Origin of the sequence: Volucribacter amazonae (assembly GCF_029783845.1) — a bacterium.
GTDB classification, from domain to species: Bacteria; Pseudomonadota; Gammaproteobacteria; order Enterobacterales; family Pasteurellaceae; genus Volucribacter; species Volucribacter amazonae.
Genome location: NZ_LWID01000001.1, coordinates 1,675,329 through 1,701,251 on the forward strand (window position 1 = coordinate 1,675,329; position 25,923 = coordinate 1,701,251).

General features: G+C 40.2%; 27 protein-coding genes. 10 read left to right on the forward strand and 17 right to left on the reverse strand.

Annotated features, from left to right (window positions below):
- Positions 1-34: 34 nt before the first annotated feature.
- From glmS to A6A20_RS08070, 7 genes are all read right to left on the reverse strand, one after another.
- Positions 35-1,867, reverse strand: a complete 1,833-nt coding sequence (gene glmS, locus A6A20_RS08040) for a glutamine--fructose-6-phosphate transaminase (isomerizing) (protein WP_279572941.1) — start codon at positions 1,865-1,867, stop codon at positions 35-37.
- 17 nt (positions 1,868-1,884) lie between these two features.
- Positions 1,885-2,646, reverse strand: coding sequence for a DeoR/GlpR family DNA-binding transcription regulator (locus A6A20_RS08045; RefSeq protein ID WP_279572942.1), 762 nt, complete (start codon positions 2,644-2,646; stop codon positions 1,885-1,887).
- Positions 2,647-2,874: 228 nt separating this feature from the next.
- Complete coding sequence (locus tag A6A20_RS08050) at positions 2,875-3,147, reverse strand: HU family DNA-binding protein (protein WP_279572943.1); 273 nt, start codon at positions 3,145-3,147, stop codon at positions 2,875-2,877.
- Positions 3,148-3,320: 173 nt separating this feature from the next.
- Positions 3,321-3,911, reverse strand: a complete 591-nt coding sequence (locus A6A20_RS08055) for a YjaG family protein (protein WP_279572944.1) — start codon at positions 3,909-3,911, stop codon at positions 3,321-3,323.
- Positions 3,912-3,913: 2 nt separating this feature from the next.
- Complete coding sequence (hemE, locus tag A6A20_RS08060) at positions 3,914-4,990, reverse strand: uroporphyrinogen decarboxylase (protein WP_279572945.1); 1,077 nt, start codon at positions 4,988-4,990, stop codon at positions 3,914-3,916.
- Between the two features lie 86 nt (positions 4,991-5,076).
- Entirely contained in the window at positions 5,077-5,571 is a 495-nt protein-coding gene (locus tag A6A20_RS08065; protein ID WP_279572946.1) for a YfbU family protein, read from the reverse strand.
- A 29-nt stretch (positions 5,572-5,600) separates the two neighbouring features.
- Complete coding sequence (locus A6A20_RS08070) at positions 5,601-6,350, reverse strand: MlaA family lipoprotein (RefSeq protein WP_279572947.1); 750 nt, start codon at positions 6,348-6,350, stop codon at positions 5,601-5,603.
- 207 nt (positions 6,351-6,557) lie between these two features.
- On the opposite strand from A6A20_RS08070, the gene gyrB reads away from it, so the two are divergent.
- Entirely contained in the window at positions 6,558-8,981 is a 2,424-nt protein-coding gene (gyrB, locus tag A6A20_RS08075) for a DNA topoisomerase (ATP-hydrolyzing) subunit B (RefSeq protein WP_279572948.1), read from the forward strand.
- Between the two features lie 139 nt (positions 8,982-9,120).
- On the opposite strand, the gene A6A20_RS08080 is transcribed toward gyrB, so the two are convergent.
- The 4 genes from A6A20_RS08080 to A6A20_RS08095 form a co-directional block, all read right to left on the reverse strand.
- Positions 9,121-9,561 carry a hypothetical protein gene (locus A6A20_RS08080; RefSeq protein WP_279572949.1) on the reverse strand — a complete coding sequence of 147 codons (441 nt, stop codon included), beginning with the start codon at positions 9,559-9,561 and terminating at the stop codon, positions 9,121-9,123.
- A 180-nt stretch (positions 9,562-9,741) separates the two neighbouring features.
- Positions 9,742-10,059 (reverse strand): hypothetical protein, encoded by a 318-nt coding sequence (locus tag A6A20_RS08085; protein ID WP_279572950.1) that lies wholly within the window; start codon positions 10,057-10,059, stop codon positions 9,742-9,744.
- 110 nt (positions 10,060-10,169) lie between these two features.
- Positions 10,170-10,376: a DUF1697 domain-containing protein gene (locus tag A6A20_RS08090; RefSeq protein WP_279572951.1), complete on the reverse strand. Its 207-nt coding sequence runs from the start codon at positions 10,374-10,376 to the stop codon at positions 10,170-10,172.
- 139 nt (positions 10,377-10,515) lie between these two features.
- On the reverse strand, positions 10,516-11,400 hold the full coding sequence (locus tag A6A20_RS08095; RefSeq protein WP_279572952.1) for a LysR family transcriptional regulator: 885 nt from the start codon (positions 11,398-11,400) through the stop codon (positions 10,516-10,518).
- 114 nt (positions 11,401-11,514) lie between these two features.
- Here A6A20_RS08095 and A6A20_RS08100 point away from each other — a divergent pair, with 114 nt between their 5' ends.
- Together A6A20_RS08100 and A6A20_RS08105 are read left to right on the forward strand one after the other, a co-directional pair.
- Positions 11,515-12,600, forward strand: coding sequence for an alpha/beta hydrolase (locus A6A20_RS08100; RefSeq protein WP_279572953.1), 1,086 nt, complete (start codon positions 11,515-11,517; stop codon positions 12,598-12,600).
- A gap of 153 nt (positions 12,601-12,753) precedes the next feature.
- On the forward strand, positions 12,754-13,788 hold the full coding sequence (locus A6A20_RS08105; protein ID WP_279572954.1) for an alpha/beta hydrolase: 1,035 nt from the start codon (positions 12,754-12,756) through the stop codon (positions 13,786-13,788).
- Between the two features lie 94 nt (positions 13,789-13,882).
- Here the strand turns inward: A6A20_RS08105 and A6A20_RS08110 are convergent, their stop codons facing one another.
- Positions 13,883-14,467: an NAD(P)-dependent oxidoreductase gene (locus tag A6A20_RS08110; protein WP_279572955.1), complete on the reverse strand. Its 585-nt coding sequence runs from the start codon at positions 14,465-14,467 to the stop codon at positions 13,883-13,885.
- A 214-nt stretch (positions 14,468-14,681) separates the two neighbouring features.
- Here A6A20_RS08110 and A6A20_RS08115 point away from each other — a divergent pair, with 214 nt between their 5' ends.
- Positions 14,682-15,269: a Crp/Fnr family transcriptional regulator gene (locus tag A6A20_RS08115; protein ID WP_279572956.1), complete on the forward strand. Its 588-nt coding sequence runs from the start codon at positions 14,682-14,684 to the stop codon at positions 15,267-15,269.
- Positions 15,270-15,832: 563 nt separating this feature from the next.
- On the opposite strand, the gene A6A20_RS08120 is transcribed toward A6A20_RS08115, so the two are convergent.
- The gene (locus A6A20_RS08120; RefSeq protein ID WP_279572957.1) at positions 15,833-16,264 is read right to left on the reverse strand and encodes a Dps family protein; all 432 of its coding nucleotides are present in this window, start codon (positions 16,262-16,264) and stop codon (positions 15,833-15,835) included.
- A gap of 304 nt (positions 16,265-16,568) precedes the next feature.
- Between A6A20_RS08120 and asd the strand changes: the two genes are divergently transcribed.
- The 6 genes from asd (at position 16,569) to A6A20_RS08150 (ending at position 22,945) form a co-directional block, all read left to right on the forward strand.
- On the forward strand, positions 16,569-17,447 hold the full coding sequence (asd, locus tag A6A20_RS08125) for an archaetidylserine decarboxylase (protein WP_424585425.1): 879 nt from the start codon (positions 16,569-16,571) through the stop codon (positions 17,445-17,447).
- 27 nt (positions 17,448-17,474) lie between these two features.
- Positions 17,475-18,107, forward strand: coding sequence for a BamJ family beta-barrel-assembly machinery protein (bamJ, locus tag A6A20_RS08130; protein ID WP_279572958.1), 633 nt, complete (start codon positions 17,475-17,477; stop codon positions 18,105-18,107).
- Positions 18,108-18,371: 264 nt separating this feature from the next.
- Positions 18,372-20,000 (forward strand): glutamine hydrolyzing CTP synthase, encoded by a 1,629-nt coding sequence (gene pyrG / locus A6A20_RS08135; protein WP_279572959.1) that lies wholly within the window; start codon positions 18,372-18,374, stop codon positions 19,998-20,000.
- A gap of 115 nt (positions 20,001-20,115) precedes the next feature.
- Positions 20,116-21,417 carry a phosphopyruvate hydratase gene (gene eno, locus A6A20_RS08140; RefSeq protein WP_279572960.1) on the forward strand — a complete coding sequence of 434 codons (1,302 nt, stop codon included), beginning with the start codon at positions 20,116-20,118 and terminating at the stop codon, positions 21,415-21,417.
- A 76-nt stretch (positions 21,418-21,493) separates the two neighbouring features.
- Positions 21,494-21,895 carry a DUF2251 domain-containing protein gene (locus A6A20_RS08145; RefSeq protein WP_279572961.1) on the forward strand — a complete coding sequence of 134 codons (402 nt, stop codon included), beginning with the start codon at positions 21,494-21,496 and terminating at the stop codon, positions 21,893-21,895.
- Positions 21,896-21,991: 96 nt separating this feature from the next.
- Positions 21,992-22,945, forward strand: coding sequence for a sigma 54-interacting transcriptional regulator (locus A6A20_RS08150; protein ID WP_279572962.1), 954 nt, complete (start codon positions 21,992-21,994; stop codon positions 22,943-22,945).
- A 66-nt stretch (positions 22,946-23,011) separates the two neighbouring features.
- Here the strand turns inward: A6A20_RS08150 and A6A20_RS08155 are convergent, their stop codons facing one another.
- The 4 genes from A6A20_RS08155 to A6A20_RS08170 form a co-directional block, all read right to left on the reverse strand.
- The gene (locus A6A20_RS08155; protein ID WP_279572963.1) at positions 23,012-23,458 is read right to left on the reverse strand and encodes a hypothetical protein; all 447 of its coding nucleotides are present in this window, start codon (positions 23,456-23,458) and stop codon (positions 23,012-23,014) included.
- 169 nt (positions 23,459-23,627) lie between these two features.
- Entirely contained in the window at positions 23,628-24,365 is a 738-nt protein-coding gene (locus A6A20_RS08160) for an SDR family oxidoreductase (protein ID WP_279572964.1), read from the reverse strand.
- A 57-nt stretch (positions 24,366-24,422) separates the two neighbouring features.
- Complete coding sequence (locus A6A20_RS08165) at positions 24,423-25,403, reverse strand: zinc-binding dehydrogenase (RefSeq protein WP_279572965.1); 981 nt, start codon at positions 25,401-25,403, stop codon at positions 24,423-24,425.
- An 11-nt stretch (positions 25,404-25,414) separates the two neighbouring features.
- Positions 25,415-25,825: an organic hydroperoxide resistance protein gene (locus A6A20_RS08170; RefSeq protein WP_279572966.1), complete on the reverse strand. Its 411-nt coding sequence runs from the start codon at positions 25,823-25,825 to the stop codon at positions 25,415-25,417.
- Between the last annotated feature and the right edge of the window lie 98 nt (positions 25,826-25,923).

The following is a 25,923-nucleotide window of genomic DNA, read 5'->3' on the forward strand; positions in this document are numbered from 1 at the left end:
AATAACATTGCCCCATTTAATAGGGGCAATATTATTATTCCACTGTAACCGCTTTTGCTAAATTACGCGGTTGATCCACGTCTGTTCCTTTTATTAAGGCAATGTGATAAGACAATAACTGCAATGGCACAGTATAAAGAATAGGGGCTGTAACCATATCAACCTTAGGCAATAAAATGGTTTTTATCCCCTCGCTGGCATCAAAACCAGCGCCTGCATCAGCAAATACATAAAGTTGCCCTCCTCTTGCCCGCACTTCCTCAATATTTGATTTTACTTTCTCTAATAAATCATTTTCTGGGGCAACCACCACCACAGGCATATCATTATCAATCAAGGCAAGAGGACCATGCTTTAATTCACCTGCGGCATAAGCCTCCGCATGAATATAGGAAATTTCTTTAAGTTTTAATGCCGATTCCATAGCAATAGGATAATATTCGCCTCGTCCTAAAAACAGCGTATGATGTTTATCGGCAAAATCCTCTGAGAGCTTTTCTATTTCTTTGTCATAAATTAAGGCTTGCTCAATTTGAGCTGGCAGACGTTGTAAAGCCTGAACAATGTGCTGTTCTTGTTGTTCAGAAAGATTGCCTTTTAAACGCCCAAGTGCGGTAGTTAATAATAATAAACAGGTTAATTGAGTAGTAAAAGCTTTGGTTGAGGCGACACCAATTTCAACCCCTGCTCTTGTCATAAAGGCAAAATCGGATTCACGCACCAAAGAGGAACTCGCGACATTACAAATCGTCATTGCGGACATAAAGCCTTTTTGTTTTGCCAAACGTAATGCGGCTAAAGTATCCGCCGTTTCCCCTGATTGAGAAAGGGTAATTAAGAGGCTATTGGGGCGACTAACAAACTGACGATAGCGATATTCTGAGGCAATTTCCACGTCACAGCTCACTCCTGCAATGCCCTCAAGCCAATAGCGAGCCACCATACCGGCATTATAAGACGTACCACAAGCCACGATTTGGATATGTTCCACCTTACTGAGGATTTGCTGAGCATTAGGGGTAATCGCCTCTAACACTACTTTACCATTAGCAATACGCCCCTCAAGGGTATTCATAATGGCAACAGGTTGCTCAAAAATTTCTTTTTGCATATAGTGGCGATATTGCCCTTTATCTGCCGCATCGGTTTCAAAATTCCCCTCGTGAACTTCTCGTTCCACTTGTTGCCCTGTTTTATCCCAAATCGCCACTTGGCGGCGAGAAATTTGGGCAATATCCCCTTCTTCTAAATAAATAAAACGGCGAGTAACGCTTAATAATGCGAGGGGATCAGAAGCAATAAAATTTTCACCTACCCCTAATCCAATTACAATCGGACTACCAGAACGTGCCACCACCAAATGATCAGGATCATCTTGTAACATTACCACCATACCATAAGCACCACGCAATTTTTCTACGGCATTTTGCACCGCACTTAATAGATTATGGGTTTGGGCATATTGCTGAGCCACTAAATGGGCAATCACTTCGGTATCCGTTTGTGAAACAAATTGATAACCTTGTTGCTGTAATTGGCTACGCAGTTGTTCATAATTCTCAATAATCCCATTATGTACTACCGCAATTTTACCGCTACGATGAGGGTGAGCATTAATTTCTGATGGCTCACCATGAGTTGCCCAACGGGTATGAGCAATCCCTGTTCCCCCCAATAAAGGTTGTGCTTCAAGGGCTTCTTCCAAGGCTTTCACTTTGCCAACTCGGCGAACAATATGCAAATGATGTTGTTGATCTAAAATGGCAACCCCTGCTGAATCATAACCACGATATTCTAAACGATGTAGCCCATCAATTAAGATTTCAGCTACGTCACGTTGTGCCACTGCACCCACAATTCCACACATAATTTAATCCTTAATGTTTACGCACAAATCACTTCCACATGATGTGCTTCTATTTGTTTTTTTATTTCTTTATCCAACAAATCATCGGTAATTAACCGATCAATTTGTTGCCAAGCTAATTCCAAATTCGGCATTTTTCGCCCTATTTTTTGTGATTCCACCATTACAATCACTTCTCGTGAAACCTCTGCCATCACTTGGCTTAATCCCACTAATTCATTAAAGGTCGTTGTACCACGTGCTAAATCAATACCGTCTGCACCAATAAATAATTGGTCAAAATCATAAGAACGTAACACCTGCTCCGCTACCTTGCCCTGAAAAGACTCCGAACGGGTATCCCAAGTTCCCCCTGTCATCAACAAGGTAGGTTCATTTTCCAGAGCAGATAATTCGTTTGCCACCGATAAAGAATTTGTCATAACAATTAAACCTTGCTTATGATTTAATTGGCTAATTAACGCTGCTGTCGTGCTACCACTATCCACAATAATGCGATTGTGATCACGAATACGTTCCGCTGCGGCTTTAGCTATGGCTAACTTTTGTTTCGAAAGATGTTGTGATTGAGGCTCATATAATAATTCACTCGGCATCAAAACCGCCCCACCATAGCGGCGCAATAAAAAGCCATTGGCTTCTAATGCGGTAAGATCTTTGCGAATGGTTACTTCAGAGGTATCAAATAAGCTCACAAGTTGTTCTACAGACACTTCTCCTTGCTCTTGCAAGAGTTGCATAATGGTATGACGGCGTTGTTGAGTATTACGTTTTGACATATTTTTCTTTCGGTTTGATTTTGAAACGAAATTTTATAGAGGAAAATATAAGATGTAAAGGTTTTTTCAAACTATTTGAGCTAAAGTGCGGTGGGTTTTTCAATTATAATCGTTCCCTTGAAAATAAGTCGCCAACAGCAAAACCGTTAGCAATAATGAAGAAAAAATGAAAATAACCCCACTATTCAGCATAGTGGGGTTAAAAGAGAATAAATAATTTAGATAAAATTATTTAACTGCATCTTTAAGTGCTTTACCAGAAACAAAAGCAGGTACTTTTGAGGCTGGAATTTGGATTTCTTTACCTGTTTGTGGATTACGGCCAGTGCGTGCTTTACGCTCATTCACTTTGAATGTACCGAAACCAATTAATTGCACAGAATCACCTGCTTTTAGGCTTGCAGTAATAGCATCTAATGTTGCTTCTAACGCTGCTTTAGCTTGTTTTTTGTTTAACTCTGCAGCGCTTGCAATTGCATCAATTAAATCAGTTTTGTTCATAATAATAATTACCCTCTAGACTTTTTATTAAAAACTAAATTAAGCTGAAAAAGAAATCAAATTCCTTTCTATCTAAAATTTACTTTTCACTGTAAAGTTACAGTGATAACTAGCTTAATCTAACTTTGCACGAAAGCAAAGCACTATCTACTAAAAATGTTAAAAAAATCACATTATTCGTCCATTTTTATGCCGATATTACTGATTTTTTCCATTCTTAGCTCATTTTTAAGGGATAAAATCACATCTAAATCCCTTTCTTCACATTCATTTAAACTACGATAAATCGCCCATTGCACATCAAGTTCTGTTTGAATTTCTTCGCTATGTTTTAATGCTTGCTCGGACAATTCTCGTTGTTGAGTTAAAGAGACATAAGTCGCTACTGTTTTTAGGGAGTTTTGGCTTATTCTAATAGCATGTTGTAAATATTCACCGCCAATAATAGCATGCAATAATTCAGATAAGGCTTCACAAGCATCTATGGCAGGTTCTACACCATAAAAATCATAATGATTAATATCAGGAATAATGGTTTCAAATTTTTCTAATTGCTGATCAAAATTAATTTTACAGCTTTTAACCGTCAAATATTCCCAAACGAGATTAAGAATATTTTTATAAACCATAGCTTGTTTCGCTTGATCGGTCATTTGACAAAATAAAGCAAAATTAGGCAACATTCGCTCACATAAACAAGCCATAAAAGTTAAATGTTGCCAACTGGAAAATTTTTCTAAACGTTTATGAATGGGGTTTCTCATAATTATCCCTGCTGACAATGAAATTGTTGTGAATATTGATGAATACTATCCACTAAAATTTTAGGGCTTTCTACGGGAACATCTTGATGAATACCATGCCCAAGGTTAAAAATATGTCCACTGCCTTGCCCGAATGCGGTTAAGATGGTTTGCACTTCTTGCACAATACGCTCCGCAGGAGCATAAAGCACGCTCGGATCCATATTACCTTGTAATGCCACTTTATGCCCCACTCTGGCTCGTGCTTGTGCTATATCTATTGTCCAATCTAGCCCAATAGCATCACAGCCTGTTTCAGCAATAGCCTCTAACCATAATCCTCCCCCTTTGGTAAATAGGGTAACAGGCACTTTACGTCCTTCATTTTCTCGAATAAGTCCGTTGATAATTTTGTGCATATAGTGCAAAGAAAATTCTAAATAGGCTTGTTGAGATAATACACCGCCCCAAGTATCAAAGATCATTACCGCTTGTGCGCCAGCTTTGATTTGTGCATTAAGATATAAGATCACAGCATCTGCAATTTTGTTTAATAACTGATGAAGTAAGTGCGGTTCAGCGTACAACATTTTTTTTATTTTAGTAAAGGCTTTGCTTGAGCCTCCCTCAACCATATAAGTGGCTAATGTCCAAGGGCTACCCGAAAAACCGATTAAAGGCACTTCGCCTTTTAATTCACGCTGAATTGTCCGTACTGCATTCATCACATACTGCAATTCTTGTTCAGGATCAGGAATAGGTAATTGTTCAATATCTTGTTTACCTTGAATAGGCTTGGCAAATTTAGGACCTTCGCCAGCCCCAAAACTTAAGCCTAATCCCATGGCATCAGGAATGGTTAAAATATCGGAAAATAAAATGGCAGCATCAAGCTGATAACGGCGTAATGGTTGTAACGTTACTTCGCAAGCTAACTCCGCATTACGGCATAACGCCATAAAATCTCCGGCAGTTGCTCGAGTGGCTTTATATTCAGGTAAATAACGCCCTGCTTGACGCATCATCCATACGGGGGTCATATCCACAGGTTGACGCAATAAAGCTCTAAGATAACGATCATTTTTTAATGGAAAAGCCATAATAATTACTCAAAAATCTAGTTGTTATAATGATGAATAAAAAAATATACCACAACAAAAAGTGCGGTATATTTTTCCATTATTTTTTAGGCATCTAAAATTTTCTGAATTTCCGCCGCACTGAGATGATATTCGTGCGGACAACGGCGTAATTCTTCAAGCATTTTGCGATATTTGTCATTCATTGGAACTTGCGAATCGCAGCCATGGGCACAATGCATAAATTCACGATATTTGCCCTCTACTCCTGTGATAAAACGCAAATAATTCAAATATTTTTTCTCACGCACCGCACAATAACCGGGGAAAGTTAAACGATGTTCACTGATCGCCGATTTATCTTTAAGATGATTATAAGACACTTGTAAGGCATTATACATTTCTAACGTATCTAGCACTAAACGGCAATCTTGTTCAGATAAATCCGAAAATTCTTTATCTAACTCTTTGAGTTCTAAACCAAATCCACCACGCACAATAATTTCTAAACGTTGATATTTTTGTGCGTTATCACTGTCCAATAATGCCATTAATTTATATTGATTGGCTAAAATAAGACGTTGCGTTGCGGTCATTTCCATAACATACCCCTAATACAATAAAATTTTAATTAATCAATTTGTTGTAATTGCTCATCAGATAAGGTTTCTTTGATTTCTCTCGCCTTACCGTCAGTGGCTCTAAATTCAAGATTTTGATAATACGCCTCACGAAACGTAACATAAGGATCTTGCGATTGCTTTAACAAAGCCTCTTGATCAATAGCTTTAGCACGTTTATCAATGCCTTGCACACCCCATTTTACTAACGCCCAAGGTCCACCAACCCAATCATAAAAGGCATAAGTATAAGCACTATCCACTACCGCCCCTGTTGCCTCTCTCGGCGTAGTTGCCCCATATAATGGCAACATAATATAAATACCGGGATCTACATGATAACTGCCTAAAGTATCGCCAAAGGTACGCTCACCATCAATTTTGAGCGGATCACTATAACTCGCCCAATCAATTAATCCTCCTAAGCCAAATACCGAGTTGATCCAGAAACGATTAAAATGCACAATGGCTTTTTTAGCATCTCCCTCAAGTAAACGATTTACAAAGCTCACAGGTTCATCAAGGTTATTTGCCACATTGACTAATCCTGTTCTTACGGGCTGAGGAACATAATTTTTCCAGCCAGTTGCTACGGGTTTTAACACATAAGGATCTACCACATTATAGTTAAAATCCCACATGGTTCGGTTAAAGCCCTGAATGGGATCATTACGTTCCCCTGTTTCAGGATTGATACTAGAACAACCTGTAACGAAACTGACAGCCAATACAAGAACAATTAAAAAAGGATTTTTTCGCATAATTTTCTCTCAAACATAAATCTGTTCAGCATTGTAAACAAGTTAGCTTATAACTACAAATCATTTAAGGGAATTTTACCTTCAAGATCAGCTATCCAAGATTTTCTCTCTGACTATAATATAGCAATAACAATTAAGAAGATGATAATAATCACAAATTCTGCTATAATCTCGGCTAATTTTTATCATTTTACAACAGAGAAAATTATGTCAACGAACACGCCTGAATCTTATGGTGCATCAAGTATTAAAGTATTAAAAGGGCTTGATGCGGTACGCAAACGTCCCGGAATGTATATTGGGGATACCGATGACGGAACAGGGTTACATCATATGGTCTTTGAAGTAGTGGATAATGCCATTGATGAAGCCTTAGCAGGGCATTGTAAGGATATTATTGTTACTATTCATTCTGATAATTCCGTTTCAGTACAAGATGATGGACGTGGTATTCCTGTGGGTATTCACGAAGAAGAAGGGGTTTCCGCTGCTCAAGTAATTATGACGGTATTACACGCAGGGGGAAAATTTGATGATAATTCCTATAAAGTTTCTGGTGGTTTACATGGCGTAGGGGTTTCAGTGGTCAATGCGCTATCCGATAAACTCCAACTGACTATCCGCCGTGAGGGCAAAGTACACGAGCAATTCTACCAACTCGGCGAACCGCAAGCGCCTTTAGCCGTCATTGGCGAAACCTCGCAAACAGGGACAACCGTACGTTTTTGGCCAAGTCCAACTATTTTCAGCAATGTTGAATTTGAATATGATATTTTAGCCAAACGCTTGCGTGAATTATCTTTCTTAAACTCAGGGGTATCCATTAAATTATTGGATAAACGCACTGATAAACAAGATCATTTCCATTATGAAGGCGGTATCCAAGCCTTTGTGGAATATCTCAATAAAAATAAAACCCCTATTCATCAAAAACCTTTTTATTTTTCTACCGAGAAAGACGGTATTGGTGTGGAAGTGGCATTGCAATGGAATGACGGCTATAACGAAAATGTGTATTGCTTTACCAACAATATTCCACAACGTGATGGCGGTACGCACTTAGCGGGTTTCCGAGGGGCATTGACCCGTGTGTTAAATAAATATATGGAAGACAACGCAGGCAAAAAAGAGAAAAATAAAATCAGCACCTCAGGTGATGATGCTCGTGAAGGCTTGGTGGCGATTATTTCCGTTAAAGTGCCTGATCCAAAATTTTCTTCACAAACCAAAGATAAATTGGTGTCTTCTGAAGTCAAAGGGGCGGTGGAATCCGCTATGGGCGAACGTTTCCAAGATTACTTATTGGAAAATCCGAATGATGCCAAAATTGTGGTAAGCAAAATCCAAGATGCCGCTCGTGCCAGAGAAGCAGCACGCAAAGCCAGAGAAATGACTCGCCGTAAAGGGGCGTTAGATTTAGGGGGCTTGCCGGGGAAATTAGCCGATTGCCAAGAACGAGATCCTGCTTTATCTGAACTCTACTTAGTGGAGGGGGATTCTGCTGGCGGTTCAGCAAAACAAGGGCGTAACCGTAAAAATCAAGCGATCTTGCCATTAAAAGGGAAAATCCTTAATGTGGAAAAAGCCCGTTTTGATAAAATGCTTTCTTCGCAAGAAGTCGCAACCTTGATTACCGCACTTGGCTGTGGCATTGGGCGTGATGAATATAATCCTGATAAATTACGCTATCACAGCATTATCATTATGACCGATGCGGACGTGGACGGCTCACATATCCGTACCCTATTATTAACCTTTTTCTATCGCCAAATGCCAGAGTTAATTGAACGGGGGCATGTTTATATTGCTCAACCGCCACTCTATAAAGTGAAAAAAGGCAAACAGGAACAATATATCAAAGACGATGAAGCTATGACGCAATATGAGCTTGCCATTGCCCTTGAGGGTGCGTCTTTGTATGTTAATGAAAATGCCCCTGCGATGAATGGTTTAGCCCTAGAAAAACTAGTGGCGGAATATAATAATGTACAAAAAATGATCCAACGTCTTAACCGCCGTTATCCAAGTGCATTACTTAATCAACTTATCTACCAACCAACCTTAAGCCTTGAATTAATGCAAAATGAAAGCGCATTACAACAATGGGCAAACCAGTTAGTAGAAAAATTAACGGAACAAGAAACCAGTGGCAATCATTACAGCTATCGTATTGATTACAATGGCGAACGCCAGCTTTATCAAGTGTTGCTTACCGTACGCACCCATGGCATAGATATTGACTATCCACTAGATTTTAACTTTGCCGAAAGCTCAGAATATGCTCGCATTGTGAAATTGGGGCAACAACTACAAGGCTTATTAGATGATAGTGCTTATATCCTACGAGGCGAACGCAAGTTAGCCATTACTTCTTTTGAACAAGCGATAAATTGGTTAGTCAAAGAATCACGCCGAGGTTTAACCATTCAACGTTATAAAGGATTGGGCGAAATGAATGCGGAACAATTATGGGAAACCACTATGGATCCTAATGCCCGCCGTATGTTGAAAGTATCCATTAAAGACGCTGTCGCCGCTGACCAACTCTTTACCACCCTAATGGGCGATGAAGTAGAACCACGTCGCGAATTTATTGAAAGCAATGCCTTATATGCAAACTTAGATATTTAATCCCTACGCACAAAAAGTGCGGTCTGTTTTTAAAAAATTTTCAGGTGGCTTTGGATAAAAGCTGCCTGAATTTTTTAGAAAATAGATTAAACTCTAGGCAACTTTTCTATTATCGTGAAAACTCTACACTATTCTAGAACTAGCGAGAGGGAGAAACAAAAAACAAGCGAATACCTTTCGCCGAAGCTGTTTTTTCCAGATCTTCATCACGCTCAGCTAAAACATAAACCGTTGCATTTTGTCCTTGTGGAACACTACGCACCGCCGAACGCACATTGGCGAGTGCCAGTGATGGGCTAGCTGATGTTACCGCAATAGGTATTCCTTGTGTAATTTGCTCAACAACTTGTTGAACAGAGGGCAAAGATGAATTGACTTGTGTTGTACTAATGATTATGGCATTAGAAATGGGATTATCAGCAGCAGGTACATCATAAAAACGTACATTACCTAACGGTTGACTATTTTGTTGTAAATACGTGCTAACTTGCTCAAAACGCTGATGCATAGTTGTTGGAGCAGCACAGGACGTTAGCAGTACAACAGATAATCCAAGTATATAAACGAATTTTTTATTCATACTGTTTTCCTTATCTAATTAATTGTCATCTTAAAAACTCAGTTTATTACCAATAACCATTTGTATATTAGCAAATACGGTAAACTTTTCAAAAATTGAATACCACTATATTAACCTTGAAATTTAAAAAACTAAGATTTTAAGTGCGATCTATTTTCAAAAAATTTTCAATCAACTCTTTTAAGACACCATCTCAAGCAAACGATGAATAACACTGAGTTTACGAGCCGTCATTGCACAATTCAGTCGTTTTTCAAGGTAATTGGTGTATAAAGGTTTCTTTTTCGCCTCTCGCGGAAGATACAAATAAAGACATTCACTGCCTTGCTTGATGATTTCATCACCAAAATCCTCTTGTAATAAGGGCGTTAATTTATCCACAGGAAAGCTATCTTGACTAAAAACCAAATGAATTCGCGTTTTATCTAATGTTGCTGAAAAAGGTTGTTCGGCAATAGCGGTAGCAAATTGATGGGGTGCTTTCACGATAACCGTCAAATCCGAACCTATAGTCGTTTCAATTTAAAATAAGACAAGGCGGCACGCCGAAGACAGTACAGATAGTACGGCGAGGCGTGCCAACACTGTATTATTTTAAAGTGGAACGACTATATTTTTTCTTCAATCACATGATGAACAATCTGTTTAACTTCATCGTCAGATTGATTGCTTTGCAACAAAATATTGCCACTTTGAATATAGGTTTTCACCGCGCGAAATCCCGCATCTTGTAAAATCTCAACCAAATAGGACATTTTAGGAATACTATTTTTCCCTGTTGGCATTACGCCACGCAACAATACGATTTTATTCATCTTTTTTCCTTTTTATAAAGAAATCAGTTTAGGCTTTTATGCTTTGTTACCAAAGAAAAAGAGGCGTATTTTTACTCGTAAGCTAAGGGGAATTTGGGTTGTTAGCATAAAAAGTGCGGTGCATTTTCAAAAAGTTTTCTCACTCCCGCAAACAATCCACCACCAACCTTAAGGCAGGGCTAATGTTTCTATCGGGATAATAAAGATACAAGCTGTCTAGATTGATACAGTAATCCCTTAAAACCGCTATAAGGCTACCGTTTGTCAGTTCATTTTGCACTAAATCTAGGGGTTCATAGGCTAAACCAATGCCGAATTTTGCCGCTTGCATAATGGCTTGCGAGTCGTTGAAAACCCAACTATGGCTTGGTTTATGGCAGAGGGTTTCGCCGTTGTCGTTAAATGCCCAGTCGTAAATCCGCCCTGTTTTCAGTTGATAGGTTAAACAAGGGAAATGGTTTAAGTCGTTGGGGTGTTGCGGTATGCCATAGCGTTTAAATAAGTCAGGGCTACCCACCACCGCGCAGGGCAATTCTGGGCTGATTTTCACTGCCACCATACCTTCCGCCACATTATCGCCCAGCCTGACGCCAGCATCGTAGCGTTCGGCGATAATATCCACAAAGGCATTATTTTCCAATAATTCCAGCTGAATATCGGGGTAATCTTGGGCAAAATGGGCGAGCTTGGGGATTAAAATGTATTCAATGGCGTGGCGACTGGCGGTAATCCGTACTTTGCCTTTGGGTATATCACGTAAAAAATCAAGGCGGTTCAGTCCGTTTTCTAACAGCTGAAAACTTTGTTTGGCACTGTGATACAACTGCTCGCCTGCTTGGGTGAGGGATAAACGGCGAGTGGTGCGGTGTAACAGTTTGACGGCTAAATGGTTTTCCAAACTTTTCACGCTACGGCTTACCCCTGCTTGTGCCATATTGAGTTTGTCCGCCGCTTGGCTAAAACTGCCCAGCTCTGCCACCCACATAAATTGGTATAAGGCGCTTAAATACTCTTTTTCCAACATATTTCCTCCCTTGATTGATAACAAAAACGCATAAATATTATAACAAATCGCGCCTTTATCCAATCCCTTTTGCTTGGCATAATACGCCCAAGTTATTCACAAGAGGACATTGAAATGAAACTAAAAATCTTAACTTCGGCTTTATTATTATCCACAACATTATTAGGAGCAAACGCTATGGCAATCACCCCACAAAACCAAACCGCGATTGAAATCCCAGCCCAATCTATTCAATTAACGCAACAATGGGATAAAATTTTCCCACAAAGCGACAAGGTTGAGCATTACAAAGTGACCTTTAACAATCGCTACGGCATTACCCTCGCCGCCGATTTATATGTGCCAAAAGGGGCGACAGGCAAATTGCCCGCCATTGCGGTAAGCGGACCTTTTGGTGCGGTGAAAGAACAATCCTCAGGCTTATACGCGCAAACTTTGGCGGAGCGTGGTTTTGTTACCCTTGCCTTTGACCCCTCATTCACAGGAGAAAGCAGCGGCTTGCCACGCAATCAAGCCTCGCCCGAAATCAACACCGAAGATTTTAGCGCCGCAGTGGATTATTTAGCCCAATTAGACAAGGTTAATCCTGAAGCTATCGGTATTTTAGGAGTATGCGGTTGGGGCGGAATGGCATTAAACGCGGCGGCGATTGATACCCGTATCAAAGCGGTGGCAACCAGCGTCATGTACGATATGAGCCGAGTGATGGCAAAAGGCTATAATGACAGCAACACACCAGAGCAACGCTTGGCGATGAAACAAGGCATCAATCAAGGGCGCGTATCTGCCAGCCAGCAAAACTACGCCACCTTAGCCGATAATGCCTTGATTAAATACGAAAACGTTACCGACGACGTGCCACAATTTGTGCGTGAATACTCACAATTTTACACCACCGAACGCGGTTTCCACCCACGCTCGGTCAACTCCAACAGCACATGGACAACGGTAACCCCTTTAGCGTTTATGAATATGCCTTTACTTTCTTACGCCAATGAAATCCAAGCCCCAACCCTGATTGTGGCAGGCGAAAACGCCCACTCACGCTATTTTTCGGAAGACGCCTTCAAGGCGGTAGGGGCAGAAAATAAAGAATTGCTTATCGTGCCAAATGCAGTGCATACGGACTTATACGACAACAGCACAGGCAAAATCCCTTTTGAGCAATTTGAACAATTTTTTAAAGCGAATTTAAAATAAGTGCGGTGGGTTTTGCGAAAATTTCAGGCAGCCTTGTGTAACAAGGCTGTTTGATTATCAACTTTAAGTTATAGGTCTTATTCTTTTTTCGCTATTTTTCGCCTAAATTAGTGGTGTTATGATAACCATATCAACAAGTTGAGGAGTTTATCAATGAAACTAAAAAAATTATTGTTATCCCTGCTGATGGCAGGGAGTTTGATTAGTCCATTCAGTTATGCACAGGAGCAGAATATGTCTTATCCAACAGGTTATCAAAATTTTTATCAAAGCCAGCAGGTGCAAATAGAAAAAGTGCGTTTTGCCAATCCTTATGGCATTGAGATTGTGGGCAATTTGGTGTTGCCAAAGGGCTTTGAGCGTACGCAGGGCAAGTTGCCCGCTATTGTAATTGGACACCCTTTAGGGGCGGTGAAAGAACAAGCCTCAATGTTGTATGCCCAAGTGTTGGCGGAGCAAGGCTTTGCCACATTAGCCATTGATTTGCCGTTTTGGGGCGAAAGCGGTGGGCAACCTCGTCAAGCGGTTGAGCCGACGTTGTATGCTGATGCTTTTAGCAGTGCGGTGGATTATTTGCAATCGCTGGCTTTTATTCAGTCTGATCGGATTGCGGTGCTAGGCATTTGCGCCAGTGGTGGCTATGTGTTGGACGCAAGCAAAATCGATCCGCGTATCAAGGCGGTGGCAACGGTGGCAATGGTGGATATGGGAACGGTAATGCGAGGCTTATTGGCAGCCAATCCGAGTGTGCTTGCCGACAGCAGTGAACAACGCCGTCAAGAATATCAAGGGGCAAGCCCAGTTTATACAGGCGGAACGGTAACCGAGCTTAAACCTGACACTGATGCGATGCAACGGGAATTTTACGATTTTTACCGCACTGCACGCGGCGAGTTTACCCCAGCAGGTGCGGATAAAAATCATACCACTATGCCAACCTTGTCTAGCAATGTGAAATTTGCCAATTTCTATCCGCTTAACGATTTAGACCGCTTGGCGCGCCCTGTGTTGTTTATCACAGGCGATGAGGCGCAATCCAAAATCTTTAGCGAAATGGCATACCAAAACGCAGGCGAGCCGAAAGAACTTTATTATGTGCAAGGGGCAAATCATACCGATATGTACGATAATGCCGATAAAATTCCTTTTGCCAAGTTGGTGGATTTTTATCGTGTGAATTTGAAATAAGTGCGGTGGGTTTTTAAAATTTTTCAGGTAGTCATAAAGAGACCACCTGAAAGCGAGAAGGGGGGGATAAAGTTCAGTGTCATGCTTTGCCCAATTAAGTGCATGCCCTGTACCGTACCGCCTCCGCAGGCGCTACCACCAACTGCTGTCCAATGCTTTGCTTATCGGTAACGCAATCTAACATCGCTTTTGCCACATTCGTGCGCCCTACCTTCGCCAAACCATTGACGCTTGCCACTTGGGTTAAAGGCTTGACCATCACTTGATCAGACAATGGGGCAAGATTTAATACCGTTGGCAAAATGAGAGTAGTTGTCAAGTCCGTTTTGGCTAACGCCTGTTCCGATAAGGCTTTATCCTGATAAACGGATTTAACCAATGTACGATATGCCAATTTCGCTAAGCCATTGGCTTTGGCATAAGATTGCCCCACGCCAAAAGCCGATAACAAAATCAAGCGATTGACCGACGCCAACTGCATGGCTTGTGCCAGCAACGGCAAATGTTCCTGCATAAATTGCACCTTGCGTAACTGATGCGTTCCCAAACAACAGAGAACAGCCGTACACCTCTGCAACGCCTTAGCCAAATGCGAGGTTTGTTGCAACGTTCCCTCAATCACTGTTAAATTTGCCTGTTGCAACGGCAAACGTGCCTGCTCACGCACATAAGCTACCACTTCAAAACCTCACGCTAACGCTTGCTCTACCACTAAACGCCCAGTTTGTCCTGACGCACCAATCACTGCAATTTTCATCTTTGCTCCTTGAAAACAATAAAAGAGCGGTTATTATCGTGAGTATTAAGGCAAATTTCCTGACACGTTTGTGTCATTTTTATTTTTTTATAAATAATTTATACTAACATCACCCAAATTTTTCCAGAAAAGCAAAATGTTAGCCCAATTCACCCCCTTATTAAGCCAAATTCAACAAAGCTGCCCACAAATCAGCTCCGCCGAACTCAATCAATTTGCCAGCGGCTTAACCCTGTTTCAACTTGCCAATAAAAGCCATTTATTGCAAGCAGGCGAAATCCCTACACAAATGGTGTATCTTTGCCACGGGCTGATTAAAGTTTATTACAGCGATGAACAAGGCGAACTGACCAACATTAATTTTTGCCAAGAGGGGCAATTTGCTGGCGATTACCTTGCCTATATGCAACAACGCCCCAGTAAATACAGCTTTCAATGCTTAGAACACTGCACCCTAATCGGCTTACCTTTCGCCCATATTCAACATAGCTTACAACAAAGCCCACAACTAGAACGTTTTTTCCGCCTACAATTAGAACAAGCTTTTGCCAGCTATCTATACCGCACTGAAAGTTTCTTAATCAGCCAATCGGAAAAACGCTATCGCCAATTTATGCAACAACAGCCTAACTTACTCAAACGTCTTTCTCTTACCGATTTATCTTCCTATTTGGGTATTAAACGCCAACACCTAACCCGTATTCGGCAAAAAATGCGGGGGTAAAGTGCGGTTAGTTTTTAAAAAATTTCCTTAAACCTCAATAAATTTTTTGTAACCCCTGCACCAAAAACGTGGTGGCTGGGGTAATTTTATATTGGTGGGAAAGCAACTGGATAGTAGATTAGTTATAAGGCTGTAATTAGCAAAAAGGCTATTTTTTAACAAAAATACAATCATTATCATAAGCACCAGTTACCCGTTAAGGGGGCAGTAATGTTAAATTTTTATTTAGAAGAAAGGAAGTAAAATAAAACGTAATTTAATTCATATAGTAATCATTTATTGATAGATATGGGCGACAGTAGCGATAATCACCGTTTAGAATATGATATGTTTTATAAACAATACCGTTTAAGTAAAATCATTAAATCTTTAGATCAAATTGAACAAGTGAGTTAAGATAATCAATTTGCTCAAGTACAACAACTGACGAGAGCTAAATTAAGCCTTTTTACTGTTAATTAAATCAGGCAGAGAAACAAAATAAGAGGTATTACATTACTAAAGTGCGGTCATTTTTAACCGCACTTTTTTGGGGTACAAAATTGATGAAACAAACGATTTAATTAAGCTAAGTAAGCACGCAACATCCAAGCGCGTTTTTCAACATCAGCGATAAAATCAGAGAGTAAAGCGTCTGTGCCGACGTCTTCGTCTTCGCATTGTTCAAGAGCTTGTCTTGCAACCGCTAATAAGGTAGCGAAAGCGTCACGCAAATTGTCGATCATTTTATTTTCTACCAGATCAGATTCCGCTAATACGCTGATTTTATTTAATTCAATAATTTGTTGTAATGAAAGTACAGGTTGTTCGCCGATAATTAATAGGCGTTCAGCGATTTCATCTTCTTGTTCAAAACCCCAGTCATAAAGTTCTTCAAAGGCTTTATGTAAGGTGTAAAATCCTTTTCCTTTGATTGTCCAATGGTATTTTTGCATTTCAAAGGTAAATGATTTAATAGATGCGTGTAATTCTCTTAATTTAGTTACTTTAGACATAATTATCTCCTCTAATGAAAGTTAAAAATTTAATCGTTAATATCTATCAAACTTGTTGATTATTATAGGCAAAATTTAATAATTTACCACCAATTAAATTGATAGCTTTTGACTATCTATATTGTTTATTTGAGAGTTTTTAGCGATAAAAATCATTGATGTTGTTTATATTATAATCATTTATTAACTATCGCAAGGGAAAACGGCGATAAATTGAAATGACTATAATATTTCTCAGAATAGCGAGAAACTGCTATAATTCGCCGTTTAGTCCTATTTGATCAACAAGTTAAGGCAAATAAATATGACAAAACAAACAGAATTATCCTATTGGCAACGTGTAAAAATTGCTTTTCAATATGTGATGCCACAGCTTTATTTAACCCAGTTGGCAGGCTGGTTAGCCAAGCAAAAGTGGGGCATGGTAACCCAGTGGGGAATTAAGGCATTTATCAAGAAATATCAGGTAGATATGAATGAGGCGAAGTTTCCGCAAGTTGAACATTATGAAAATTTTAATGCTTTTTTTATTCGTCCATTAGCCGAGAATGTACGCCCGATCAATCAAGATCCTAAGGCACTTTGTTTACCTGCTGACGGACGTATTAGTCAATGTGGACATATTGATGAGGGACTGTTATTGCAAGCCAAAGGACATTTTTTTCAGTTAAAAGATTTATTGGCAGAGGATAATGAGTTAGTAGAAACCTTTAAACAAGGGGATTTTGTTACTACCTATTTGTCGCCAAGAGATTATCATCGGGTGCATATGCCTTGTGATGGCAAGTTGCGTAAGATGATTTATGTGCCGGGGGAATTATTTTCGGTAAATCCTTTTTTAAATCGCCATATTCCGAATTTATTAGCTCGCAATGAGCGATTAATTTGTGTGTTTGATACGGCTTTTGGCACAATGGTGCAAATTTTGGTGGGGGCAACCATTACTGCAAGTATGAGTACGGTTTGGAGTGGTGTGGTTAATCCGCCACGCAGTAAAGAGGTGAAAACTTGGAGTTACGAGGGAGAGCAAGCCATTGAGTTGAAAAAAGGGCAGGAAATGGGGGCTTTTCAGTTAGGTTCAACAGTAATTAATTTATTCCCGGCGGGGGCAGTACAGTTAGCCGACTATTTACAGGTGGATAGTTTTGTAAAAGTGGGCGAGATTATGGCTTATCAACAATAAAGTGATGAAAAATAGAAGGAAAACAAAATGACAGAACAATTTTTAGCTCAAGTCAAATTAGATGATATTAAGGCACAAGGCAGCTATGGTGTTGGTTTGCAAATTGGCTCACAGTTAATGGAAAGCGGTTTGCAAATTGATGTGGCTGCGTTGGCAAAGGGCATTTTTGATACGTTAAAACAAAATCCCCCAGCCCTAGATTTTAATGTGGTGACCCAAGCCTTACAGCAGCTACACCAAGCGGCAGAGCAACAACGTCAAGCGCAGTTTGCACAAATTGAACAAGCAGGCAAAGATTATTTAGCCCAAAATAAGCAAAATGCGAATGTGGTGGAAACGGATTCTGGCTTGCAATATGAAGTTTTAGTGGCTGGCGAGGGAAAAGTGCCTTCTCGTCAAGATAAAGTGCGAGTACATTATACCGGATCATTAATTGACGGCACTGTTTTTGACAGTTCCGTACAACGTGGGCAACCTGCGGAATTTCCTGTAAATGGCGTGATTGCAGGTTGGATTGAGGCGTTATCTATGATGCCAGTGGGATCAAAATGGAAATTAACTATTCCGCATCAATTAGCCTATGGTGAACGTGGTGCAGGAGCATCAATTCCGCCATTTAGCACCTTGATTTTTGAAGTAGAATTATTAGATATTCTTTAATTTTCTGCCCCGTTAAGTATTGGCTTAGCGGGGCAATTTTTTATGAAAATCCACATTCAATGATTGAGATAATATCGGCTTTGCTGTAAACTACTGTCCCGTCCTGATACTTATTGGCTATCTTACTTTTGACATAATACCGCGTTGGCTTGCTGTACCATTGGTGCTGTGTTCTTCGTGTCATTTTGTCTTATTTCCAAAGTAGAACGCCTATGGGTATCTCACTTTTTCTTCAAATCAACACAATAAAATTTAGGTTTCAACATGGCAACAAATTATATTTTTGTAACGGGCGGTGTCGTATCTTCCCTTGGTAAAGGCATTGCTGCAGCCTCTCTTGCGGCAATTTTAGAAGCACGTGGTTTAAATGTCACCATGATGAAACTTGATCCTTACATTAATGTGGATCCGGGTACAATGAGTCCAACCCAGCATGGCGAAGTGTTTGTTACCCAAGACGGGGCAGAAACCGATCTGGATTTAGGGCATTATGAACGTTTTATTCGCACCAAAATGACCAAACGCAATAACTTTACCACAGGTAAAATTTATTCTGAGGTATTGCGTAAAGAACGGCGTGGCGATTATTTAGGGGCAACCATTCAAGTTATTCCGCATATTACTAATGAAATTAAAGCCAGAGTGATTGACGGTGCAGCAGGGCATGATGTTGCCATTGTTGAAGTGGGCGGAACCGTTGGCGATATAGAGTCTTTACCTTTCTTAGAGGCGTTACGTCAATTAGCGGTGCAAGTGGGGCGTGAGCGTACCTTATTTATGCACTTAACCCTTGTGCCATATATTCCAACCGCAGGCGAAGTGAAAACCAAGCCAACGCAACATTCGGTAAAAGAATTATTATCTATTGGTATTCAGCCTGATGTGTTAGTTTGTCGCTCAGACCGAATGATCCCACCCAATGAACGAGCAAAAATTGCTTTATTTTGTAATGTGCCTGAGCGAGCAGTGATTTCATTAAAAGATGTGAGTTCTATCTATCAAATTCCTGCGTTATTAAAATCGCAAGGTTTGGATCAGTTTATTTGTGATCGTTTTCATTTAACTTGCCCTGAGGCGGATTTATCGGAATGGGAACAGGTGCTTTATCAAGAAGCCAATCCAACAGGCGAAGTCACCATTGGTATGGTTGGAAAATATACCGAATTGCCTGATGCGTATAAATCTGTGAATGAAGCCTTAAAACACGCAGGCTTGAAAAACCGTTTAGCAGTAAATATCAAATATATTGACTCTGAAGACGTAGAGAAAAAAGGTACTGAGCTATTAAAAGACCTTGACGGTATTTTAGTTCCGGGCGGCTTTGGTTATCGTGGTGTTGAGGGCAAAATTAAAACCGCACAATATGCAAGGGAAAATCATATTCCTTATTTAGGTATTTGCTTAGGTATGCAAGTGGCATTTATTGAATATGCACGCAATGTGGCAGGGCTAAGCGAAGCAAATTCTTCAGAATTTGACCGCACTTGTGCGCAACCTGTGATTGGTTTAATTACTGAATGGCAAGATGCGGAAGGCAAGGTGGAAACCCGTTCTTCTGATTCTGATTTAGGTGGCACTATGCGATTAGGGGCACAATTATGCCACTTAGCCGAAGGCAGTTTAGCACGTCAATTATACGGTGCAGACACCATTGAAGAGCGTCATCGTCATCGTTATGAAGTAAATAATGTGTTACGCCCACAAATTGAAAAAGCTGGGCTAAAAGTAACAGGTTTATCGGCGGATAAAAAACTGGTGGAAATTATTGAAGTACCAAATCACCCTTGGTTTGTGGCTTGCCAATTCCACCCAGAATTTACCTCAACCCCTCGTGATGGACACCCATTATTCACAGGGTTTGTAAAGGCGGCAAAAGAACATCAAAAGAAGTAAAAAATCCCGATCTTGATCAATAAAACTGATTTTTTACAAGACAATTTGATAAAATCCATTTAGTATATGCTGAATTTATTTTAATTTTTAACGTTAACTCATAGAGGAAAACAAAATGGCAAAAATCGTTAAAGTAATTGGTCGTGAAATTATCGATTCTCGTGGTAATCCAACGGTTGAGGCAGAAGTGCATTTAGAAGGGGGCTTTGTTGGTTTAGCCGCTGCTCCGTCTGGTGCATCAACAGGTTCTCGTGAAGCCTTAGAATTGCGTGATGGCGATAAAGCACGTTTCTTAGGTAAAGGGGTATTAAAAGCGGTTTCAGCGGTAAATAATGAAATTGCTAATGCCTTAGTTGGTAAAGAAGGAACGGCACAAGCTGAAATCGATCAAATTATGATTGATCTTGACGGTACAGATAACAAATCTAAATTTGGTGCTAACGCAATCCTTGCTGTTTCATTAGCAACTGCAAAAGCGGCGGCTGCGTCAAAAGGTTTACCATTATATGCTTATATTGCAGAATTAAACGGCACACCGGGTGTTTATTCTATGCCATTACCAATGATGAATATCATCAACGGTGGGGAACACGCGGATAACAACGTTGATATTCAAGAATTTATGATCCAACCAGTGGGTGCAAGTACATTAAAAGAAGCGGTACGCATTGGGGCAGAAGTCTTCCACAACCTTGCGAAAGTATTAAAATCTAAAGGTTATAACACCGCCGTAGGTGATGAGGGTGGTTTCGCACCTAACTTATCTTCTAATGCAGAAGCCTTAGCTTGCATTAAAGAAGCGGTAGAAAAAGCAGGTTATGTATTAGGTAAAGATGTTACCCTTGCGATGGACTGTGCATCATCTGAATTCTATAACAAAGAAAACGGTTTATATGAATTAAAAGGCGAAGGCAAATCTTTCACTTCACAAGAATTTACCCATTATTTAGAGAAATTATGTGAAGAATACCCAATTAAATCCATTGAAGACGGTCAAGACGAGTCTGACTGGGACGGTTTCGCTTACCAAACTAAAGTATTGGGCGACAAAATCCAATTAGTGGGCGATGACTTATTCGTAACGAATACCAAAATCTTAAAAGAAGGGATTGAAAAAGGTATTGCCAACTCAATCTTGATTAAATTCAACCAAATTGGTTCATTAACTGAAACCTTAGCGGCAATCAAAATGGCAAAAGATGCAGGCTACACTGCAGTAATTTCTCACCGCTCAGGCGAAACAGAAGATGCCACTATTGCGGATTTAGCGGTAGGTACAGCAGCAGGTCAAATCAAAACAGGTTCAATGAGCCGTTCTGATCGTGTAGCGAAATACAACCAATTAATTCGTATTGAAGAAGCATTAGGCGATAAAGCCCCTTTCAACGGTTTAAAAGAAGTGAAAGGTCAAGCCTAATTTTGATAGATTAATCACAATGGAAACCACCAAACCAAAAGTGCGGTGGTTTTTTTCTATATTTTTTGGAGTAACTATGCTATTAGGACTAGAAGATGATCTTTATATTGGCAAAGCCAAGCAAATTGGCTCAACCGCCATGGAACAACCACAATATTCAGTGATGTTTGAGGATAATGGCGAAACTGGCTATTTTTATGCCATTGATACCAGTAAACCTCAACCTGTGGTGGACGCGTTGTTTGTGTATAATGTTGCTAGCGTTGAACAACCACAATTAGTGAGAAAACTTGAAATTTGTTGGGCAAACAACGGCACTATGGCATTGTTATTTATTAATGATTATCCTCACGCCGTTTTTGATTTTACGCGTTTAGTGGGCTATAACCATAGCAAATACCCTGAACCTGATTTAGCCACAATGTGGTCAAGGCAGCAAATTGATGAGGATTTAATTAAGCAATGGGTTAAATTGTAAGTTTAATTTTGTAAATAAAACTTTCCAAAAATCATTTGGCAATTTTACAGTCGTGCCGTATTATGTTGAAAACGATCATATTATTAAGGGGGAAAGATGAAACCTGATAGCGTTCAACATAATTTTTCTGAAATTGTTGCTAAGAGTCCTAAAATGCTTGAATTGATTACTAAAGCGAAAAAATTTGCTTTATTAGATGCCCCTTTGCTTATTCAAGGGGAAACAGGCACAGGAAAAGAATTAGTCGCTAAAATTTGTCATCATATTAGCCCTCGAGGACAGCAAAAATTTATCGCCGTTAATTGTGCAGGTTTACCACAAGAAGAAGCGGAAAGCGAAATGTTTGGCTCAGCACTTGCCAACAAACAAAGCACAGGTTTTTTTGAATATGCTCATAATGGTACGGTGTTATTGGATAATGTGGCTGAATTGCCATTAGAGCTACAAGCTAAGTTGCTACGTTTTCTCAATGACGGCTCTTTCCGCCGAGTGGGCGAGGAACAAGAGCATCACGCCGATGTGAGAGTTATTTGTACCTCACAAATTCCCTTACAATATTATGTAGAACAAGGAAAAATGCGGAGCGATTTATTTCATCGCCTAAATGTCTTAACCTTAACCATTCCCCCATTAAGAGAGCGTAAAGAAGATGTGCCTGCCTTACTGGATTTGTTTATTCAACAAATTTGCCAACAATTAGCCATTGACCCACCTCGCTATGAGCAAGCCTTTTTGCAATATTTGATTAATTACCCTTGGGCAGGGAATGTTAGGGAACTCTATAATGCCCTTTATCGTGCTTGCACCTTGGCGGAAAACCAACAGCTTTCCATTGAGGGATTAAGTTTATTGGAAAATGATATTCAATCTATGGATATTGAACAATTCGGCGAAGAAAGCCTTGAACAAATTATGGGGAATTTTGAAGCAGCGATTTTGCGAAAATTCTATGAAAAATATCCGAGTACACGCAAACTCGCCAATCGTTTAGGCATTTCTCACACCGCAGTGGCGAATAAGCTACGTCAATATCATATTACAAAATCCTAACTGCTAAAAAATAAGCATTACCTTTATGGTAATGCTTATTGACTGACTTAATTAACAATCAAAGGCTTAACTTAACGCTTTCGCCAAACGTTGTGCTTGAGCGAATTGATTGTCTTGGCTTACCTGTTCAATTTGGTCTAAAGATTTAATGATTTTACTTAAACGATATTGTTTATAAAACACATCATCTTCTAAACGGCGGTTGTCGCTACTGTCGCCCATATCCACCAATAAATCATTGCTGTATGATTTTGCTTGCTGTGCTAGCTCACGACTTTGTTGTAATAGCCCGTCAAATTGTGCTTTATCCGTAGTTTGAGCTAATTGCTCTAATTTTTGCTCAAGTAATTTTCTGGTTTCTGTGTAACGTTCAGTAGGTTGCGTTACAGGACTGGCTGGTAACTGGCTCATTGAGCGTTCAATTTCAACACTGGTTTTATCATCAGCCATCGCATTGAATGCCGAAAAACCTAAAGTTAACACTAACATTGTTTTGATTAAATTACGTTTCATTTTGCTTTCCTTTTTCTAAATAAACATTTAACATTACTAAACCCCTTAACGGGTAACTGGTGCTTATGATAATGATTTTATCTTTGTTAAAAAATAACCTTTTTGCTAAAACAGTTATAACAAAAAGTTAATAATCTAAAGATAAAAACTTTTGAAAAACACCGCTCTTTTAAATTTCTTGTTTCGTTGGGCGGAAGACAATTTCGTTAATATCTACCTCTTCAGGTTGGCTAATAGCAAAAGCAACACAACGGGCAAAACTCTCGGCAGGAATTTCATTATTGGCATAGAAATCTTCCATTGTTTGGCTTGCCATGGCAGAACTTGAGCCATGTTTTAGCTCGCTAGCGATTGCACCGGGCGAAAGAATTGTAGTGCGGATATTATAAGGTTTAACTTCTTTGCGTAGGCTTTCGCTAATAGCACGAACAGCAGCTTTACTACCTGCATAAACCGCCCACATCGCTCCCCAAACATGTCCTGCTACGGAAGAAACATTAATAATTTGTCCACTTTTTTGTGCTTTCATGGTTGGTAATACAGCAGCAATACCATGCAATACACCTCGGATATTAATATCAATGGTTTGGTTCCATTCTTCTACTTTTAATTCTTCCAACAAGGATAAAGGCATAACACCAGCATTATTGAGTAGCACATCAATTCTACCGTATAGCGCCAAAGCACGTTGTGCAACGGCTTGCATTTGAGATAAGTCAGTAACATCGGCTTGTACACAATGTTGCTCGCTAATGCCTAGTTCTTGAGCAAGCTGTTCTAGGCGATCTAGTCGGCGGGCAGCCAAAATGACTTTTGCCCCTTGTTGTACTAAATAACGTGCTGTTTCAGCGCCTAAACCTGAAGATGCCCCTGTAATAATCACGACTTTGTCTTGAATATTTTGCATTTTTTACCTCTTTATCATTAATTGTTCACAAAAATTTTTTAAAAACACACCGCACTTTTAGCCACGCAACAACACTTTCCCCTGTTTCCCCTGCGCCAAACTCGCTTGGCAGGCTTGTTTAATTTCACTTAGTGGATACACTCTATCCACTGGCATTGGGATTTTCCCTGCGATAGCATAACCGATTAGCTCTTGCATTAATTGCTTGCGTTGTTCCGCAGGCATTTGTTGGCTCACTAAAGCGCCCCAAAAGCCTTTTACAGTAATTTGCTTGAAAATTAAATCGCCTGTTGGAATTTGCATTGGCTCGCCGCCCATGGTGCCGAAAGAAATCAAGCTGCCGCCTTGTGCCAATAATTGGCTTAATTCCAAGCTGGCTTTGCCACCAATGGAATCCACTGCCGCCATAATGCCTTGTTCGCCTACCATGGCGTGGACTTGTTGTTGCCAGTTTGGTTGATCGGTGGCGATAACCTCATCAATGCCTAAGGCATTGAGTTCGGCAATGGCGGTTTGACGGCGCACCAAATTGATGACCTTGATACCGCGCGCTTTGGCGAGTAAGGCGGTCATTTTGCCCACCGCACCGCTGGCGGCATTTAGCACAATCCAATCGCCTGCTTTTGCGCCAATAAACTCTAATAAGGTTAAGCAACTAAAGGGCATGGCGATTAATTGTGCCGCCATTTCATCGCTTACTTCATCAGGCACGGGTACGACTTGATTGGCTGGTACAGTAAAATATTCCGCCCATGCTCCTTTGGCACTGGCAACACTAACACGCTGTCCTATTTGTAAATGGCTTACGCCTTCGCCTAAAGCCTCAATCACGCCCACTGCCTCGCTGCCTGCAATGGCTGGAAGCTCAGGTTTATAACCATAAGTGCCACGAATGGTCCATAAATCGTGGTTATGGATCGGCGATAAACGCATTTTTACTAACACTTCCCCTGCTTTTGCTTGCGGTTGTGGCTGATGCTGACTAAATTCCATCACTTGTTCAGGTTCACCAAATTGTTGAAAAATTGCTGCTTGCATGGTTTATTCTCCTATTTAGCAAGGGTAACCAATTCCACCTCAATATTGCCTCGTACCGCATTAGAATAGGGGCAAACTTGATGGGCTTTTTCTACTAAACTTTCTGCTTGTTCTTGACTTAATCCTTGGGTCGTTACGCTAATTTTGGCGGTTAATTGATACGCGCCACCTAGCACTTGCCCAATCCCAATTTGTACCGACGTTTGGCTATGGCTTAAAGGCAATTTCATTTGTTGAGCGGTTAAATTTAACGCACTATCAAAACAAGCGGCATAGCCCATGGCGAATAATTGTTCAGGATTTGCCCCTTGTTGCCCGCTGTTTGGTAAGGCTAAATCAAAAGCGAGTGAACCATCATCTAAAGCGGTTCTACCTGTACGCCCACCTGTTGCAGTAGCTTGAGTTTGATAAAAAATTTTCATAATTTGTCCTTATATATTTAATGAATATAGATTAAGTAAGGGGAATGTTGTAAAAAATCTCATAGCAAAACCCCATTCTTTCTTTTATAATAACTAAA

Bases quoted from the DNA above. Each gene is read 5' to 3' on its own strand.
- glmS (WP_279572941.1), bottom strand. From the start codon at position 1,867: ATGTGTGGAATTGTGGGTGCAGTGGCACAACGTGACGTAGCTGAAATC.
- A6A20_RS08045 (WP_279572942.1), bottom strand. From the start codon at position 2,646: ATGTCAAAACGTAATACTCAACAACGCCGTCATACCATTATGCAACTC.
- A6A20_RS08050 (WP_279572943.1), bottom strand. From the start codon at position 3,147: ATGAACAAAACTGATTTAATTGATGCAATTGCAAGCGCTGCAGAGTTA.
- A6A20_RS08055 (WP_279572944.1), bottom strand. From the start codon at position 3,911: ATGAGAAACCCCATTCATAAACGTTTAGAAAAATTTTCCAGTTGGCAA.
- hemE (WP_279572945.1), bottom strand. From the start codon at position 4,990: ATGGCTTTTCCATTAAAAAATGATCGTTATCTTAGAGCTTTATTGCGT.
- A6A20_RS08065 (WP_279572946.1), bottom strand. From the start codon at position 5,571: ATGGAAATGACCGCAACGCAACGTCTTATTTTAGCCAATCAATATAAA.
- A6A20_RS08070 (WP_279572947.1), bottom strand. From the start codon at position 6,350: ATGCGAAAAAATCCTTTTTTAATTGTTCTTGTATTGGCTGTCAGTTTC.
- gyrB (WP_279572948.1), top strand. From the start codon at position 6,558: ATGTCAACGAACACGCCTGAATCTTATGGTGCATCAAGTATTAAAGTA.
- A6A20_RS08080 (WP_279572949.1), bottom strand. From the start codon at position 9,561: ATGAATAAAAAATTCGTTTATATACTTGGATTATCTGTTGTACTGCTA.
- A6A20_RS08090 (WP_279572951.1), bottom strand. From the start codon at position 10,376: ATGAATAAAATCGTATTGTTGCGTGGCGTAATGCCAACAGGGAAAAAT.
- A6A20_RS08095 (WP_279572952.1), bottom strand. From the start codon at position 11,400: ATGTTGGAAAAAGAGTATTTAAGCGCCTTATACCAATTTATGTGGGTG.
- A6A20_RS08100 (WP_279572953.1), top strand. From the start codon at position 11,515: ATGAAACTAAAAATCTTAACTTCGGCTTTATTATTATCCACAACATTA.
- A6A20_RS08105 (WP_279572954.1), top strand. From the start codon at position 12,754: ATGAAACTAAAAAAATTATTGTTATCCCTGCTGATGGCAGGGAGTTTG.
- A6A20_RS08115 (WP_279572956.1), top strand. From the start codon at position 14,682: ATGTTAGCCCAATTCACCCCCTTATTAAGCCAAATTCAACAAAGCTGC.
- A6A20_RS08120 (WP_279572957.1), bottom strand. From the start codon at position 16,264: ATGTCTAAAGTAACTAAATTAAGAGAATTACACGCATCTATTAAATCA.
- asd (WP_424585425.1), top strand. From the start codon at position 16,569: ATGACAAAACAAACAGAATTATCCTATTGGCAACGTGTAAAAATTGCT.
- bamJ (WP_279572958.1), top strand. From the start codon at position 17,475: ATGACAGAACAATTTTTAGCTCAAGTCAAATTAGATGATATTAAGGCA.
- pyrG (WP_279572959.1), top strand. From the start codon at position 18,372: ATGGCAACAAATTATATTTTTGTAACGGGCGGTGTCGTATCTTCCCTT.
- eno (WP_279572960.1), top strand. From the start codon at position 20,116: ATGGCAAAAATCGTTAAAGTAATTGGTCGTGAAATTATCGATTCTCGT.
- A6A20_RS08145 (WP_279572961.1), top strand. From the start codon at position 21,494: ATGCTATTAGGACTAGAAGATGATCTTTATATTGGCAAAGCCAAGCAA.
- A6A20_RS08150 (WP_279572962.1), top strand. From the start codon at position 21,992: ATGAAACCTGATAGCGTTCAACATAATTTTTCTGAAATTGTTGCTAAG.
- A6A20_RS08155 (WP_279572963.1), bottom strand. From the start codon at position 23,458: ATGAAACGTAATTTAATCAAAACAATGTTAGTGTTAACTTTAGGTTTT.
- A6A20_RS08160 (WP_279572964.1), bottom strand. From the start codon at position 24,365: ATGCAAAATATTCAAGACAAAGTCGTGATTATTACAGGGGCATCTTCA.
- A6A20_RS08165 (WP_279572965.1), bottom strand. From the start codon at position 25,403: ATGCAAGCAGCAATTTTTCAACAATTTGGTGAACCTGAACAAGTGATG.
- A6A20_RS08170 (WP_279572966.1), bottom strand. From the start codon at position 25,825: ATGAAAATTTTTTATCAAACTCAAGCTACTGCAACAGGTGGGCGTACA.